13 protein-coding genes are annotated in these 15571 nt (G+C 71.2%); 12 read left to right on the plus strand and 1 reads right to left on the minus strand.

All coding sequences use genetic code 11. The features are described 5' to 3' along the window. The first annotated feature begins 40 nt into the window (after positions 1-40). The 9 genes from thrS to AC3WRT_RS05745 all read left to right on the plus strand — a co-directional run bounded on the left by thrS (position 41) and on the right by AC3WRT_RS05745 (position 12131). The gene (thrS, locus tag AC3WRT_RS05705) at positions 41-2026 is read left to right on the plus strand and encodes a threonine--tRNA ligase (RefSeq protein WP_492720152.1); all 1986 of its coding nucleotides are present in this window, start codon (positions 41-43) and stop codon (positions 2024-2026) included. A gap of 190 nt (positions 2027-2216) precedes the next feature. Continuing rightward, a complete protein-coding gene (locus AC3WRT_RS05710) occupies positions 2217-5498 on the plus strand; it encodes a GH92 family glycosyl hydrolase (RefSeq protein ID WP_492720154.1) in 3282 nt (1093 codons plus the stop codon). 453 nt (positions 5499-5951) lie between these two features. Next, positions 5952-6560 carry an HIT family protein gene (locus AC3WRT_RS05715; RefSeq protein WP_492720156.1) on the plus strand — a complete coding sequence of 203 codons (609 nt, stop codon included), beginning with the start codon at positions 5952-5954 and terminating at the stop codon, positions 6558-6560. A gap of 90 nt (positions 6561-6650) precedes the next feature. Further along, positions 6651-7274 carry a phosphatidylinositol phosphate synthase gene (pgsA, locus tag AC3WRT_RS05720; RefSeq protein ID WP_492720158.1) on the plus strand — a complete coding sequence of 208 codons (624 nt, stop codon included), beginning with the start codon at positions 6651-6653 and terminating at the stop codon, positions 7272-7274. Then, the gene (locus AC3WRT_RS05725; protein ID WP_492720160.1) at positions 7271-8275 is read left to right on the plus strand and encodes a phosphatidylinositol mannoside acyltransferase; all 1005 of its coding nucleotides are present in this window, start codon (positions 7271-7273) and stop codon (positions 8273-8275) included. The genes pgsA and AC3WRT_RS05725 overlap by 4 nt, the downstream gene beginning before the upstream one ends. Continuing rightward, complete coding sequence (locus AC3WRT_RS05730) at positions 8272-9441, plus strand: glycosyltransferase family 4 protein (protein WP_492720163.1); 1170 nt, start codon at positions 8272-8274, stop codon at positions 9439-9441. The genes AC3WRT_RS05725 and AC3WRT_RS05730 overlap by 4 nt, the downstream gene beginning before the upstream one ends. Then, a complete protein-coding gene (locus AC3WRT_RS05735; protein WP_492720167.1) occupies positions 9438-9989 on the plus strand; it encodes a LemA family protein in 552 nt (183 codons plus the stop codon). The genes AC3WRT_RS05730 and AC3WRT_RS05735 overlap by 4 nt, the downstream gene beginning before the upstream one ends. Before the next feature lie 136 nt (positions 9990-10125). Then, positions 10126-11016 carry a pyridoxal 5'-phosphate synthase lyase subunit PdxS gene (gene pdxS / locus AC3WRT_RS05740; RefSeq protein ID WP_492720193.1) on the plus strand — a complete coding sequence of 297 codons (891 nt, stop codon included), beginning with the start codon at positions 10126-10128 and terminating at the stop codon, positions 11014-11016. Between the two features lie 95 nt (positions 11017-11111). Then, on the plus strand, positions 11112-12131 hold the full coding sequence (locus AC3WRT_RS05745) for a DUF4037 domain-containing protein (protein ID WP_492720170.1): 1020 nt from the start codon (positions 11112-11114) through the stop codon (positions 12129-12131). 22 nt (positions 12132-12153) lie between these two features. Here AC3WRT_RS05745 and kynU read toward each other — a convergent pair whose 3' ends face one another. Further along, positions 12154-13407 carry a kynureninase gene (gene kynU / locus AC3WRT_RS05750; RefSeq protein WP_492720172.1) on the minus strand — a complete coding sequence of 418 codons (1254 nt, stop codon included), beginning with the start codon at positions 13405-13407 and terminating at the stop codon, positions 12154-12156. 146 nt (positions 13408-13553) lie between these two features. On the opposite strand from kynU, the gene pdxT reads away from it, so the two are divergent. The 3 genes from pdxT to ruvC form a co-directional block, all read left to right on the plus strand. Then, complete coding sequence (pdxT, locus tag AC3WRT_RS05755) at positions 13554-14216, plus strand: pyridoxal 5'-phosphate synthase glutaminase subunit PdxT (protein ID WP_492720195.1); 663 nt, start codon at positions 13554-13556, stop codon at positions 14214-14216. Further along, a complete protein-coding gene (locus tag AC3WRT_RS05760; protein WP_492720175.1) occupies positions 14213-14971 on the plus strand; it encodes a YebC/PmpR family DNA-binding transcriptional regulator in 759 nt (252 codons plus the stop codon). Before pdxT ends, AC3WRT_RS05760 begins: the two co-directional genes overlap by 4 nt. An 82-nt stretch (positions 14972-15053) precedes the next feature. Next, on the plus strand, positions 15054-15571 hold a 518-nt coding region (ruvC, locus tag AC3WRT_RS05765), incomplete at its 3' end, for a crossover junction endodeoxyribonuclease RuvC (protein WP_492720176.1).

Raw genomic sequence — 15571 nt, forward strand, 5'->3', positions numbered from 1 at the left:
CGCCCGCCGGTGGGTCCCTGCCGAAAGAGGAGCATCAACCGTGTCTGCACAGATCACCGTCACCGTCGCCGGAAGCGAGCGATCGGTCGCGGAGCAGACGACGGCGGGTGAGCTCTTCGAGGGTGACCGCGCCGTCGTCGTCGCGCGCGTCAACGGTCAGCTGCGCGACCTCTTCCACGTCCTCGCCGACGGCGACGTCGTCGAGCCGGTCACCATCGACAGCGAGGACGGTCTCGCCGTCCTGCGCCACTCGACGGCGCACGTCCTGGCGCAGGCGGTCCAGTCGCTGCACGCCGACGCCAAGCTCGGCATCGGCCCGCCCATCCGCGACGGTTTCTACTACGACTTCGACGTCGAGACCCCGTTCCACCCCGATGACCTCAAGGCCCTCGAGAAGGCCATGCAGAGGATCATCAACGAGGGTCAGACCTTCGCCCGTCGCGTGGTCAGCGACGCCGACGCGCTCGAGGAGCTGAAGGACGAGCCCTACAAGTGCGAGCTCGTCGGCCTCAAGGGCGGCAACGCCGACGAGGCGGCCGAGGGCGCGGGCGTCGAGGTGGGCGCCGGTGAGCTGACGATCTACGACAACATCCGCCGCGACGGCACCCGCGCCTGGGGCGACCTCTGCCGCGGCCCACACATCCCGAGCACCAAGCTCATCGGCAACGCGTTCAAGCTGATGCGCTCCGCGGCGGCCTACTGGCGCGGCTCGGAGAAGAACCCGCAGCTCCAGCGCGTCTACGGCACCGCGTGGCCCACCAAGGACGACCTCAAGGCCTACCTCGACCGCCTCGCCGAGGCCGAGCGCCGCGACCACCGCAAGATCGGCGCCGAGCTGGACCTCTTCAGCTTCCCGGACGAGCTCGGCTCCGGCCTCGTCGTCTTCCATCCCAAGGGCGGCGTCATCAAGCGCGAGATGGAGGACTACGTCCGCCGTCGGCACATCGAGGAGGGCTTCTCCTACGTCGGCACGCCGCACATCAGCAAGGAGGCGCTGTTCCACACCTCCGGCCACCTGCCCTACTACGCCGACACGATGTTCCCCCCGATGGAGCTCGAGGGCGCGAAGTACCAGCTCAAGGCCATGAGCTGCCCGATGCACAACCTGATCTACCAGTCCCGCGGACGCTCCTACCGAGAGCTGCCGCTGCGCCTGTTCGAGTTCGGTGGCGTCTACCGCTACGAGAAGTCGGGTGTCGTGCACGGCCTGACCCGCGTGCGCGGCATGACGCAGGACGACTCGCACAGCTACGTCACCGCCGAGCAGGCTCCCGCGGAAATCAAGCACCTGCTCGACTTCGTCCTCGGCCTGCTCAAGGACTTCGGGCTCGACGACTTCTACCTCGAGCTGTCCACCCGTGACACCGAGGGCGAGAAGTCCTCCAAGTTCATCGGCTCCGACGAGCAGTGGGAGGCCGCCACGAAGGTCCTCGAGGAGGTCGCCACGGCGTCCGGTCTCGAGCTCGTCCCCGACCCGGGCGGCGCCGCGTTCTACGGGCCGAAGATCTCGGTGCAGGCCCGTGACGCCATCGGGCGCACCTGGCAGATGTCGACGATCCAGTACGACTTCAACCAGCCCGAGCGCTTCGGCCTCGAGTACCAGGCGGCGGACGGCTCACGCCAGCAGCCGGTCATGATCCACTCGGCGAAGTTCGGCTCGATCGAGCGCTTCCTCGGTGTCCTCGTCGAGCACTACGCCGGGGCTTTCCCCGTGTGGCTCTCGCCGGTGCAGGCGCTCGGTGTGCCCGTCGCGGAGGACTACGCCGACTACCTCGGCGAGGTGCTGGACCGCTTGAAGCGCAAGGGAGTTCGCGTGGAGCTGGACGCGAGCGACGACCGCTTCCCGAAGAAGATCCGCAACGCGAGCAAGTCCAAGGTGCCGTTCGTGCTCATCGCCGGCGAGGAGGACCGGGCCGCGGGAGCCGTGTCCTTCCGTTACCGCGACGGCTCGCAGAAGAACGGCGTGCCGGTCGACGACGCCATCGCCGAGATCATGGCTGCGATCGAGAGCCGCGCACAGGTCTGAGACCGAAGAGCCACCGACGACGTATGCCGTCGGGCCGGGCGCCTTTCAGTGGCCCAGGCCCGGCGGCATACGTCCTCTTTGTCCGATGTCTCGCGTCCATCGGACAGGACAACGGCCATCGGTTGACCGACGTGCCGGACGTCACGAGGCTCGGGCGGGACATCGTCGTCGCCCGTGAAGGAAACCCCAGATGCGCACCGTGCTCCGCTCGCTCGGCACCGTCGTCCTCGCCGCCACCACCCTCGGCCCAGTCCTGCCGTCCGGGGCGCCACCGACTGCTGCGGCGGCCGAACCGCTCGTCCAGTCCGTCAACCCGTTCATCGGCACCCAGGACAACGGGAACACCTTCCCGGGTGCCAGCGCCCCGTTCGGCATGGTGCAGGTGAGCCCGGACACCGGGGGAGAGGGCGGCTACGACCACTCGCAGAAGTCGATCTACGGCTTCAGCCAGACGCACCTGTCCGGCGTCGGCTGCCCCGTCGTCGGCGAGCTGCCCGTCATGCCGACGAGCGGGGCCATCACGAGCGTCGACTCGTCCCGCTACGCGTCGGGCTACTCCCACTCCGACGAGGAGGCGAGCCCCGGCTACTACCGCGTCGGGCTGCCGACCTACGGCGTGCAGGCCGAGCTGACCGCAACCGACCGCACCGGGTGGCAGCGGTTCACCTTCCCGGCGGACAAGGCTGCCAACGTCCTGCTCAACACCGGCAAGGCCAACATGCGCGTCTTCGACTCGGAGGTGCACGTCGTCGGCGACCGCGTCGTCGAGGGCCGCATCCACGACGGCAACTTCTGCGCCGGCAAGGACCAGCACACCGTGTGGTTCCGGGCCGAGTTCGACCGTCCCTTCAGCACATTCGGCACCTGGAGCGGCTCCACCCTGACCTCTGGTGCCCGTGACGCGTCCACCAAGGACGGCGGCAACGGCGCAGCCGTGACCTTCCCGTCCGGCACGACGTCGGTGACGATGAAGGTGGGCCTCAGCTACACCGGGCCGGAGGGGGCCCGCGTCAACCTCTCGAAGGAGGCCGGCGACGGCTTCGACTTCGACGCGACCCGTGCGGCGCTCACCCAGCGTTGGGAGGAGCAGCTCGGGCACGCGCGCATCACCGGCGGCACGGCGGAGCGCCGCACGGCGTACTACACCGCGCTCTACCACTCCCTCATGCACCCGAACCTCGCGTCCGACGTGGACGGGCGCTACCACGGCTGGGACGGCGAGAACCATGTCGCCGCCGGCTACACCCCCCGTCAGAACTTCTCGCTGTGGGACACCTACCGGCCGCAGAACCAGCTGCTCGAGGTCCTCGCCCCCGACGTCGCCCGCGACTCCTACCTCTCGGTCCTCGCGATCGGCCGCGAGGGTGGCTGGCTGCCGCGGTGGGCGCTGGTCAACAGCGAGACCAACATCATGACCGGCGACCCCGTGACGCCGTTCCTCGTGGAGGGCTGGAGCAAGGGCTTCCTCGCCGGGCACGAGGCGGAGGCCTACGCCCTGCTCAAGCAGAACGCGACCGAGCAGCCGCCCGCCGACAGCCAGTACAACGGGCGCTCCGGCCAGCACTACTACGAGAAGCTCGGCTACATCCCGATCGGCCTGCGCGTCGGCACCGACTGCGTCTCCCACGGCGGTGACAACGACTGCGCCCACTCTGCATCCGCGACGATGGAGTACGCCGCCGCCGACGCCTCGCTCGCGATCATGGCTAAGGGACTCGGCCACACGGCCGACGCCTCGATGCTCACCGAGCGCAGCGGCTGGTACCGCAACCTCTGGGACGCAGGCACGCAAGCCTTCCGCCCGCGCCTCGCCGACGGCACCTGGCTCGACCCGTACGACCCGGTCGAGGCGTCGCACGCCTTCCACGAGGGCGGGTCGTACCAGTACCAGTGGCTCGTCCCGCAGGACCCCGCCGGCCTGGTCCGCCTGATGGGCGGTCGCAGCGCCACGGAGAAGCGCCTCGACGACTTCTTCGCCTACCCGAAGCTGCTCACCGACCCGGCCGGCACCGCACGCACCGACTGGATCGAGGCCACCTACGCCTACTACAGCAAGCCGACCTACAACCCGAACAACGAGCCCGACCTGCTCGCGCCCTACGTCTACGCCTGGGTGCAGCAGCCGGCGAAGATCGCGACGGTGGCCCGAGCGGCGTTCACGCTCTTCACGGACGGCCCCGACGGGATGACCGGCAACGACGACCTCGGCACGATGTCGGCGTGGTACGTCTTCTCCTCGTGGGGCCTCTACCCGACCATGAGCGGCTCCAACGTCTTCGTCATGAGCTCGCCGCAGTTCGAGCGGGTCGACATCGACGTCGCCCGGCCGAGCAGCGTCGGCCCCACCCAGGGCGGCCGGCTGACGATCACGGCGCCCGGCGTCTCCGACTCGCAGCGCTACGTCCAGACCCTGACGGTCGACGGGAACCGGAGCACCAAGAGCTGGGTCGGCTGGGACGCCGTGCGTCAGGGCGGCACGCTCGCCCACACGGTCGGCACCACCCCGAGCCGTTGGGGCACCACCCCTGCCGACGTGCCGCCCTCCGCGGTGCCGGCAGGGCGTGACCCGCGGCTCTCGCTCTCGGCGGCGGTCTCACCCAGCCCGGTCGTCGTGCCCACCGGGGCACGTGAGGCGCGCCTCTCGGTCGCGCTCGTCGGCCAGGCGCCCAAGAGCCTCCCGGTCGACGTTGCCGTCGACACGCCCGACGGCTGGTCCGCGAGCGTCGGCACGGGCGGTGACGGCGTCAGCGTGCTGCACAGCGACGGCGTCCCGGCCAGCGCGACCGTGCCGGTGACCCTTCGGCTCCCAGCAGGCCTGTCCGTCGGGGACCACGAGGTCGTCGTCACCGCAACCGCGCCCGGTGTGGACCCGGTGACGCGCACAGTGCCCGTGCAGGTCCGCGCGGCGCTCGGCTGCGTCGTCGACGGGCCCGGCTGCGCCGTCGACCTCACGCCCGCCCGCAACCACGACGGCACCGCCACCGTGGCGGCACCGAGCGAGGGCAACTTCGACGGCAGTGGGTGGAGCTACGACGCCGCCCTGCTCCCGGCAGCGGGCGCGTGGGTGCACGACGGCATCACGTATGCCGCCCCGGTCACGTCCGGCACGACGCCCAACTTCGTCGAGGGCCGCGGTCAGACCCTCCTCGTGCAGGCGGCGAGCCGCAGCAGCATCCACCTCGTCGGGTCGACGCACAACGGGGACGTCACGACGGCGTTGCGGGTCACGTACACGGACGGCAGCACTGCCTCGGTCCCGGTCGCCCTCACCGACTGGGCGGCCGGCTCGGGACACAACGGCAACTCGGTCGCGATCGCCATGGACCACCGCATCAAGGGTGGCTCCGGCGTGGACGGCCCTCCCGTCCAGATCTTCGGCACGAGCGTCGCTGTCGACCCTGCGAAGCAGCTGCAGTCGATCACACTGCCGTCGGACGACCGCTTCGAGGTGTATGCCATGTCGCTCGGCTGAGGCGTCCCCACGCCCGCTGCGGCGTGTCCCGACGACACGCCGCAGCGGTGCAACATCCCCGAGAAGGAAAGCAGTGAAACGCCTGCGCGACCGGCGCCGTGGGACTACAACTGAAGTACCGAACCGCTCCGGCGGAACGGCTTCTGAATCGCTTCGGCGAGGCAGAACAGAAGGCCCGGGAACTCATACTTCCCGGGCCTTCACCTTCCCCGGCACGTCGGCGTCGCTGCGCCAGTCGGCTGGAGGACCACGGCCACGGCCCTGCGGCTCTCACACCCGCAGGGCCGTTCCCCGTGCGGCGCGCAGGAAGCCCTGCGGTCTCACACACCGCAGGGCCCGATCCCATTGAACCGAAGGTCGGCGCCCAGAGGCCAACCGACACGCGGGCCGGCGCCCCGGGCACCGGGGCCCGCGCGACCGCGGTGGCCGGGCGTCGTCCTAGGATCAGTCACCATGACGACGCAGGGGAGTGGCCCGACGCCAGTGGACGAGACCTCCGGCGGCACGTCGGCACCCGGTTCGGTCGCGGCGCAGCCCACGGACGACTTCGCTCGAGTCGAGGACGGGTTCGAGCGGCTCTGGACCCCACACCGGATGGCCTACATCCAGGGCGACAAGCCGACCGAGGAGGCCGGCCACGGCTGCCCCTTCTGCTCCGCCCCCAGCAAGAGCGACGAGGAGGGCCTGATCGTGCACCGCGGCAAGCACTGCTACGTCGTGATGAACCTCTTCCCGTACAACCCCGGTCACGTCCTCGTCTGCCCCTACCGGCACGTCTCGCTCTACATCGACCTCACCGACGACGAGACGGCCGAGTTCACGGCGCTGACCAAGCAGGTGGTCCGCGTGCTGCAGGCGGCGTCCGAGCCGCACGGCTTCAACCTCGGGATGAACCAGGGCACGGTGGCCGGCGCCGGCGTGGCGGCGCACCTGCACCAGCACGTCGTGCCCCGCTGGAGCGGGGACTCCAACTTCCTGCCGATCGTCGCGCAGACCAAGGCCCTCCCGGTGCTCCTCGAGGACACCCGCTTGCGCCTCGTGGCCGCCTGGCCGACCGACTGACGGTCCCAGCCCCCACAGGTAGCCACGCCGCGCCGACGCTGTGTGTGCCGGGGCCGGGGACGCGAAGCCGGTCAGTACGCTGTCCCCACCATGCTCAACAGACTCCTGCGCGCCACCATGACCAAGCTCCTCGGTCCGGTCGCCCACCTGTTCCTCCGCCTCGGGATCAGCCCCGACATCGTGACCATCGTGGGCACGGTCGGCGTGTGCGTCGGCGCGCTGGCCTTCTTCCCCCGCGGGCAGATCTGGGTGGGCGTGCTGGTCATCACCGCCTTCGTCTTCTCCGACACGGTCGACGGCATCATGGCCCGCGAGTCAGGGCGGTCCAGCAAGTGGGGCGCCTACCTCGACTCGACGCTCGACCGCATGGGCGACTCTGCGATCTTCGGCGGCCTCGTGCTCTACTACGCCGGCAAGGGCGAGAACCAGCTGATGGCCGGCCTTGCCCTGGCCTGCCTCATCCTCGGCAGCGTCGTCTCCTACGCCAAGGCCCGCGCGGAGGGCCTCGGCTACACAGCGAACGTCGGCATCGCCGAGCGCGCCGACCGGCTCGTCGCGGTCCTGGTCGCGGCCTTCTTCGCCGACCTGCTGAACTCCACGATCCTGCTCGGCGTGGTCCTCGGCCTGCTCGCCGTCGCCAGCTTCGTGACGGTGCTGCAGCGGATGCTCACCGTTCGCCGCCAGGCCCACGCGTCCGGCGAGGTCGGCGCGTGACCGGCGTCGTGCGCCGGGCCACCGACACCGTCAGCCTGCTCGGGTTCCGGCTCGGGTGGTCGGTCGTACGCGCCCTGCCCGAGCGGGCGGCATACGCCCTCTTCGACCGGGTCGCCGACGTGGCGGTCCGGCGCGGCGGCAAGGGGATCGACCGTCTGCGCTCGAACTACCGCAGGGTGCGTCCGGAGCTGTCCGAGGCCGACCTGGACGCCCTGGTGCGCGAGGGCATGCGCTCCTACATGCGCTACTACTGCGAGGCCTTCCGGCTGCCGTCGCTCTCCCGGGCCCAAATCGACGGTGCCGTGGTCGTGCGCGGCGACGCCGAGATCCGCGAGTTCTGCGCCCGCGCTGAGTCGGTCGTCGTCTTCGTCGGCCACCTCGGCAACTTCGACCTCGCGGCCGCCTGGTCGGCCGGCAACCTCATGCCCGTGACGACGGTCGCCGAGCGCCTCAAGCCCGAGGAGGTCTACCAGGAGTTCGTGGCCTTCCGGCGCAGCATCGGCATGGACATCATCCCGCTCACCGGTGGCGACGACCCCTTCCACGGGCTGCTCACGGCTGCCCGCAGCGGGGGGCGCATCATGGCCCTCGCGGCCGACCGCGACCTCACCAACGGTGGGGTCGAGGTCGACTTGCTCGGCCACCGCGCCCGCATGGCGAAGGGGCCGGCCGTCCTCTCGCTCATGACCGGCGCCCCCCTCTACGCCGCACGCCTCTGGTACGAACCGGCTCCGCGAGGCGAAGGTCTGGGCGGCCACCGCACCGTCATCGAATTCAGCCGACGGCTGGTGCCGCGGGTCCAGGGCACGACCTCCGTGCGCGCCGCCGACCTCGTGCAGCAGTGCGCCGACCACCTCGCCGTCGCGGTCCGGGAGCACACCTCGAGCTGGCACATGCTGCAGCGCGTCTTCGTCGACGACCTCGACGCGCCGGCGGCCCCTTCACCGGCCGCCTTGGGGGAGAACGACGCTCAGACCCCTGTCGCGGAGACGGCGCCGTGAGGATCGGGATCGTCTGCCCCTACTCGTTCGACGTGCCCGGCGGAGTGCAGTTCCACGTCCGCGACCTGGCCGAGCACCTCATCGGCCAGGGCCACGACGTCTCGGTGCTCGCACCGGCCGACAGCGAGACCGAGCTTCCCGACTACGTCACGTCGGCCGGACGAGCCACGGCGGTGCGTTACAACGGCTCCGTCGCGCGCCTGAACTTCGGGCCCGTCACCGCCTCGAAGGTCGGCAAGTGGCTCGACGCGGGCGACTTCGACGTGCTGCACCTGCACGAGCCGGTGACCCCGAGCATCAGCGTGCTCGCCCTGATGGCCGCCGAGGGCCCTATCGTCGCGACGTTTCACACCTCGATGCTGCGGTCGCGCACGATGCAGGCGGCCTACCCCATCATCCGGCCGAGCCTCGAGAAGATCGCCGGTCGCATCGCCGTGAGCGAGGACGCCCGTCGCACCGTCACCACGCACATCGGGGGCGACGCGGTGGTCATCCCCAACGGCGTCTACGTCGACCGCTTCGCCGAGGCGCCCCGGCGAGCGGCCTGGATCGGCACCCCGGCCTCGCCGACGATCGCCTTCCTCGGCCGGATGGGCGAGCCCCGCAAGGGACTGCCCGTCCTCGCCGCCGCCCTGCCGGACGTGCTTCGCGCGGTTCCCGGCCTGCGAGTCCTCGTGGCCGGCCCCGGGGACGCGGATGAGGTCACACAGGGCTGGCCGCCGGAGGTGGTCGCAGCCTGCAGCTTCCTCGGTTCGGTCTCGGACGCCGACAAGGCGTCGTTGCTGGCCTCCGTCGACGTCTACGTCGCCCCCAACACCGGCGGCGAGAGCTTCGGGATCATCCTCATCGAGGCCATGAGCGCGGGGGCCTGCGTGCTGGCCAGCGACCTGCCGGCCTTCTCCCGCGTCCTCGACAATGGCACCGCGGGAGCGATGTTCGCCAACGAGCGGTCCGCGGAGCTGGCGCGCACGCTCGTCGAGCTGCTGCGCACCCCCGGCCGCCGCGCCGAGCTCTCCGCGGCAGGGCAGCACCGGGCCCGTCTCTTCGACTGGTCCGTGGTCGCCGACGAGATCCTCGCCGTCTACGAGACCGTCATCGAGGCACATGCTGCCGCGACACCGCTGCAGGGTCGCTGGAACCGCTTCCTGCGCGGGGGTGCCCGGTGAGCGAGGTCTTCTCCTGGGTCTTCGCGATCCTCTTCGTCCTCGTCGTCGTGGCCTGGTACCTCTCCTACACCGCTGCACGCCTGGACCGGCTGCACGTGCGCCTCAGCGGCACGCTGGCGGCCCTCGAGGCCCGCCTCGTGCGGCGCGCCGAGGCCGCCGTGGAGCTGGCCAACAGCGGCCTGCTCGACGGGGCCACCTCGCTCCTGCTCGCCAACGCGGCCGCCGAGTCGCTGGAGGCCCCTTCCGAGCACGGCGACGCCCGCGAGCTCGCCGAGAACGACCTGACCGAGGCCCTCGACCTCGCCCTGACCCCCGAGGCCGTCGCAGACCTGCGCTCGACCGCCCTCGGCCAGGACATCCTGGCCCGCCTCAACTCCGCGTGCACCCGCGTCCAGCTCGCCCGGCGCTTCCACAACGACGCCGTGACCGACGTGCGCCGCGTGCGCCGCAAGTGGGCCATCCGGATGTTCCACCTCGCCGGCTACACCCCGATGCCGCACACCGTGGAGTTCAACGACGAGGCGCCCGAGCACCTGGCGCCCGCCTGACGCCGACCGTGTCGTGCTGTCGGGCGCGGTGGGCCTACCCTGTGTGGCAACCCCATCTCAACCGCAGAACACGGGAAAGCAGGACATCGTGAGCACCACCTCGTCCACGGGCAGCACGCCCGCGGCTGACCAGCACATCGGCTCGAGCTCCACCGGCACGACGCGCGTCAAGCGCGGCATGGCCGAGATGCTCAAGGGCGGCGTCATCATGGACGTCGTCACGGCCGAGCAGGCCAAGATCGCCGAGGACGCCGGCGCCGTCGCCGTCATGGCCCTCGAGCGCGTCCCCGCCGACATCCGCGCCCAGGGCGGTGTCTCCCGGATGAGCGACCCCGACATGATCGACAGCATCATCGGGGCCGTGTCGATCCCCGTCATGGCCAAGGCTCGAATCGGGCACTTCGTCGAGGCCCAGGTGCTCCAGAGCCTCGGCGTCGACTACATCGACGAGTCCGAGGTGCTGACCCCGGCCGACTACGCCAACCACATCGACAAGTGGCAGTTCACCGTGCCCTTCGTCTGCGGCGCGACCAACCTCGGCGAGGCCCTGCGTCGCATCACCGAGGGTGCGGCGATGATCCGCTCCAAGGGTGAGGCCGGCACCGGCGACGTCTCCAACGCGACCACCCACATGCGCAAGATCCGCCAGGAGCTGCGCCGTCTCCAGAACCTCCCGGAGGACGAGCTCTACGTCGCCGCCAAGGAGCTGCAGGCGCCGTACGACCTCGTCAAGGAGGTCGCCGAGGCCGGCAAGCTGCCCGTCGTGCTCTTCACCGCCGGCGGCATCGCGACCCCGGCCGACGCCGCCATGATGATGCAGCTCGGCGCCGAGGGTGTCTTCGTCGGCTCCGGCATCTTCAAGTCCGGCAACCCGGCCCAGCGCGCCGAGGCCATCGTCAAGGCGACGACGTTCCACGACGACCCCGACGTCATCGCGAAGGTGTCCCGCGGCCTGGGCGAGGCGATGGTCGGCATCAACGTCGACGAGATCCCGGAGCCGCACCGGCTCGCCGAGCGCGGTTGGTGACCTCCGGACCACCCGCCACCCACTGACGTATGCCGCCGCGCCCCCCGGGCGCGGCGGCATACGTCGTCGGTAGCCGGGACTGGCAGCATCGGGTCGTGAACCGATCCGGAACCGAGCTCGCGCGCGCGTACTTCGACCAGGTCGTCGAACCCCTCGTGCGCCGGCGCTGGCCCGGGCTCGCGTATGGGGCTGCCCGCCTCGGCAGCGGCTCTGACGTCCTCGGTCTCGACGACGCGATGTCGCGCGACCACGACTGGGGCCTGCGCCTCGACCTCCTCCTGCCGGCCGACGTGGTCGCCGACGTCGACGCGCACCTGTCAGCCCACCTGCCCGAGGAGTTCGCGGGCCTGCCGACCCGATCCGCGACGACCTGGGACCCGGTCGTGCGACACCGGGTGCAGGTTCGGACGGCGCGCGACCTCGCGGTCTCGCGCCTCGGCGTCGACCCCACCCGCGACCTGACGGTGGCCGACTGGCTCTCCGTGACGGGCCAGGCCGTCCTCGAGGTCACCGGGGGAGAGGTGTTCCGCGACGACGTGGGCGAGCTGAGCGGCATACGCCATCGGCTCGAGTGGTATCCCGACGACGTCTGGCGCTACGTCGTCGCCACGGACTGGGCGCGGCTGGCGCAGGAGCTGCCCTTCGTCGGACGCACCGGCGGGCGGGGCGACGACCTGGGCTCAGGCGTGGTGGCCGCCCGCCTCGTCGGCGTGGCGATGCACCTCGGCCACCTGCTCGAGCGCCGGTGGCCGCCGTACGCCAAGTGGGTCGGCACGAGCTTCGCTCAGCTGCCGCGGGCCGGCGCGGCCGCAGGGGGCCTGCACGCCGCCGTGTCGGCCGCCGGCTGGCGGGTCCGCGAGGCGGGGCTCGTCGAGGCGCTCGGGATGCTGAGCCGGGTGCAGGCCGCGGCCGGGCTACCGACCGTCGGCGACCCCGTCGAGCCCTTCTGGGACCGGCCCTACCGCGGCGTGCGCGAGGCCGCCGTCGCCGTGCTCGAGGAAAGCATCGAGGACCCGTCGGTGCGGGCCCTGCCACGCGGCGTGGGGTCGGCCGAGCAGTGGAGCGACAACGTCGACGTCCTGATGCACGGGAAGCGTCGGTCGCGGGAGTGGTGATGACTGCAGAGCGGGGTGGACTTCAGGTGACGGCTCCGCGCTCGGCGAACTCGGGGCGCTCGAACTCGAGCCCGTCGAGGACCTCCTTGACGTGCCGGGCCGCACGCACCGCCTCGACGTGGGTGACGTAGAGCGGCGCGAAGCCGAGCCGGATGATGTCGGGCTCGCGGAAGTCGCCGATGACCCCGCGCGCGATGAGCGCCTGCACGACGGCGAAGGCCTGCGGCTGGCGCAGCGACACCTGCGACCCGCGGCGCTCGGGCTCGCGCGGCGTGGCCAGCGGCAGGTCCACCCCGAGCGCGTCGAGCGCCTCGATGAAGGTGGCGGTGACCGAGAGCGACGCCGCTCGCACGTCGGCCGGGGAGAGCCCGTCGTATGCGCTGAGCGCGGCCTCGAGCGCGAGTACCGAGAGCAGGGGCGGGGTGCCGACCCTGGCGCGCTCGATCCCCGGCGCGGGCTCGTAGTCGCCACCCATCTCGAACGGGCGCGCGTGGCCGTGCCAGCCTGTCAGAGGCTGGTGGAAGTCGGCCTGGTGCCGTGCGGCGACGTAGATGTAGGCGGGGGCGCCCGGCCCGCCGTTGAGGTACTTGTAGCCGCAGCCGACGGCGAGGTCGGCGCCACCGGCATCGAGGTCGACCTCGAGAACACCCGCCGAGTGGCAGAGGTCCCAGCAGGCGAGGGCGCCCACGGCGTGCGCGGCGTCGGTGATGGCGCGCAGGTCCCAGAGCTCGCCGGTGCGGTAGTCGACGCTGGAGTAGGAGGCGAGCGCGAGGGCGTCGCCGACCTGGGCGATGACCGCCACGGCATCGCGCGGGTGGACCAGCCTCACCTCCAGACCGGCCAGCTCGGCAGCCGACCGGGTGATGTAGAGGTCGGTCGGGAACGAGTCGGGGTCGGTCAGCACGACGGTCCGGCCGGGGCGCAGGCGCCCAGCACCGATGACGGCCTTGAAGAGGTTGACCGAGGTGGAGTCGGTCACGACGACCTGCCCCGGAGCCGCGCCGACGAGGCGGCCCACCAGGTCACCCACCCGGGTCTGCGCGCGCCACCAGTCGGCCTCGTTCCACGACCGGATCAGCCGGTCACCCCACTGCCGGTGCATCACGTCGTCCACGACCGCGGGCACGGCGCGTGGCAGGGCCCCGAGTGAGTTGCCGTCGAGGTAGATGACGTCGTCGGGCAACGTGAACAGCTCTCGGGTGCCGCGCAGCGGCGAGGCGGCGTCGGCCTCCGCGGCGCGGGCGGTCAGGGCGTCGTGGGTGTGCACGGTGGTCATGGCGGCAACGTATCCGGTGCCGTCCGGGCGATGTCAGGCCGACCTCCGCCGGCGTCTCGCATCCGAGACGGTTCTGGGTGGCCCGACCCGTGGCACGGCCACGCTCGTGGGCGCTCTACGCTGACCCGGTGAGCAGCACCAGCACCATGACACCGCCGCGCATCGGCGTCCTCGCCGTCCAGGGCGACGTCCGCGAGCACCTCGCCGTCCTCACGACCCTCGGCGCCGAGGCGCTGACCGTGCGCCGACCCGAGGAGGTCGAGGCCGTCGACGGGCTCGTCATCCCCGGCGGGGAGTCGACCGTCATGGACAAGCTGGTCCGCGCCTTCGACCTGCGCGAGCCCCTGCTCCGTCGCCTGGCCGAGGGCATGCCGGCCTACGGGTCCTGCGCCGGGATGATCATGCTCGCCGACCGCATCGCCGACGCGCGTCCCGACCAGCAGACGCTCGGGGGCATCGACATCACCGTTCGGCGCAACGCCTTCGGCCGCCAGGTCGACTCCTTCGAGCAGGACCTCGACTACGCGTGGAGCGACCCGTCGACGACGGGCACCGTGCACGCCGTCTTCATCCGCGCGCCGTGGGTCGAGCAGGCAGGTCCGGACGTGCAGGTGCTCGCTCGCGTGAGCGAGGGAGCGGCCGCCGGTAGGATCGTCGCGGTTCGGCAGGGCAACCTGATGGCCACGTCCTTCCACCCGGAGGTGGGGGCCGACCGCCGGATCCACGCCGAGTTCGTCTCGATCGTCAGAGGGCACCGACTCCAGCAGTCGGGTGCGCGCCAGTCACCGGAACGCGAGGTCATTGCATGAGCGGCCACTCCAAATGGGCCACCACGAAACACCAGAAGGCTGCCAAGGACGCCAAGCGCGGCAAGCTCTTCGCCAAGCTCATCAAGAACATCGAGGTCGCGGCCCGTCAGGGCGGTGCTGACCCCGCCGGCAACCCGACGCTCTACGACGCCATCCAGAAGGCGAAGAAGACCTCGGTGCCCAACGACAACATCGACCGCGCCGTCAAGCGCGCGTCGGGCGCCGAGGCGGGCGCGGCCGACTGGCAGACGATCATGTACGAGGGCTACGCCCCCAACGGTGTCGCGGTGCTCATCGAGTGCCTCACCGACAACCGCAACCGCGCTGCCGCCGAGGTGCGCACCGCCCTGACCCGCAACGGCGGCCAGCTCGCCGACCCGGGCTCGGTGTCCTACGTCTTCACCCGCAAGGGAGTCGTCACCGTGCTCAAGGATGCCGGCAGCGAGGACGACATCCTCGAGGTCGTGCTCGAGGCGGGTGCCGAGGAGGTCAACGACAACGGCGACACGTGGGAGATCGTCTCTGAGGCCACCGACTTCGTGGCGGTCCGCAGGGCGATCCAGGATGCCGGCATCGACTACGAGTCGGCCGAGGCGTCCTTCGTGCCCAATCTGCAGGTGCCACTCGACCTGGAGGGCGCCAAGAAGATGATCCGGGTCATCGAGGCCCTCGAGGACAGCGACGACGTGCAGAACGTCTACGCCAACGGTGACATCCCCGACGAGGTGCTCGCCGAGCTCGACGACGAGGAGTGACCCTGCGGGGGCGGCCCCGTCTAGCGTTGTCCCGAACACCTGTTCGGATCGTCCAGAGTCCCACGCCCCAGGGAGGTATGCCGTGCGCGTCCTCGCCGTCGACCCCGGGCTGACCCGCTGCGGCGTGGGCGTCGTCGACGGCGTCCCGGGTCGCAAGCTCACCCTCGTCGACGTGGGAGTGATCCGCACCCCGTCCGGTGACCCGACACCGCGGCGTCTGGTGGCGGTCGAGGACGAGATGCGCCAGTGGTTCGCCCGGCACCGGCCCGAGGCGGTGGCCATCGAGCGCGTGTTCGCCGACACCAACGTCTCCACCGTCATGGGCACCGCCCAGGTGACGGGGATCGTGATGATCATCGCCGAACGGCTCGGGCTGCCCGTCACCCTGCACACGCCCACCGAGGTCAAGGCGGCGGTGAGCGGCAGCGGCCGGGCCGACAAGGCGCAGGTGACCACCATGGTCACTCGCCTGCTCGGACTCGACACTCCTCCCAAGCCGGCCGACGCTGCCGACGCCCTCGCCCTCGCGATCTGCCATGTCTGGCGCGGCGGCACCCAGAACCGGCTCGAGGAGGCTCGGCTCGAGGTGCTGGCGCGCAC

The organism is Terrabacter sp. FW104-15G4B, from assembly GCF_058790095.1.

Bases quoted from the DNA above. Each gene is read 5' to 3' on its own strand.
- AC3WRT_RS05710 (WP_492720154.1), top strand. From the start codon at position 2,217: ATGCGCACCGTGCTCCGCTCGCTCGGCACCGTCGTCCTCGCCGCCACC.
- AC3WRT_RS05715 (WP_492720156.1), top strand. From the start codon at position 5,952: ATGACGACGCAGGGGAGTGGCCCGACGCCAGTGGACGAGACCTCCGGC.
- pgsA (WP_492720158.1), top strand. From the start codon at position 6,651: ATGCTCAACAGACTCCTGCGCGCCACCATGACCAAGCTCCTCGGTCCG.
- kynU (WP_492720172.1), bottom strand. From the start codon at position 13,407: ATGACCACCGTGCACACCCACGACGCCCTGACCGCCCGCGCCGCGGAG.
- pdxT (WP_492720195.1), top strand. From the start codon at position 13,554: ATGACACCGCCGCGCATCGGCGTCCTCGCCGTCCAGGGCGACGTCCGC.
- AC3WRT_RS05760 (WP_492720175.1), top strand. From the start codon at position 14,213: ATGAGCGGCCACTCCAAATGGGCCACCACGAAACACCAGAAGGCTGCC.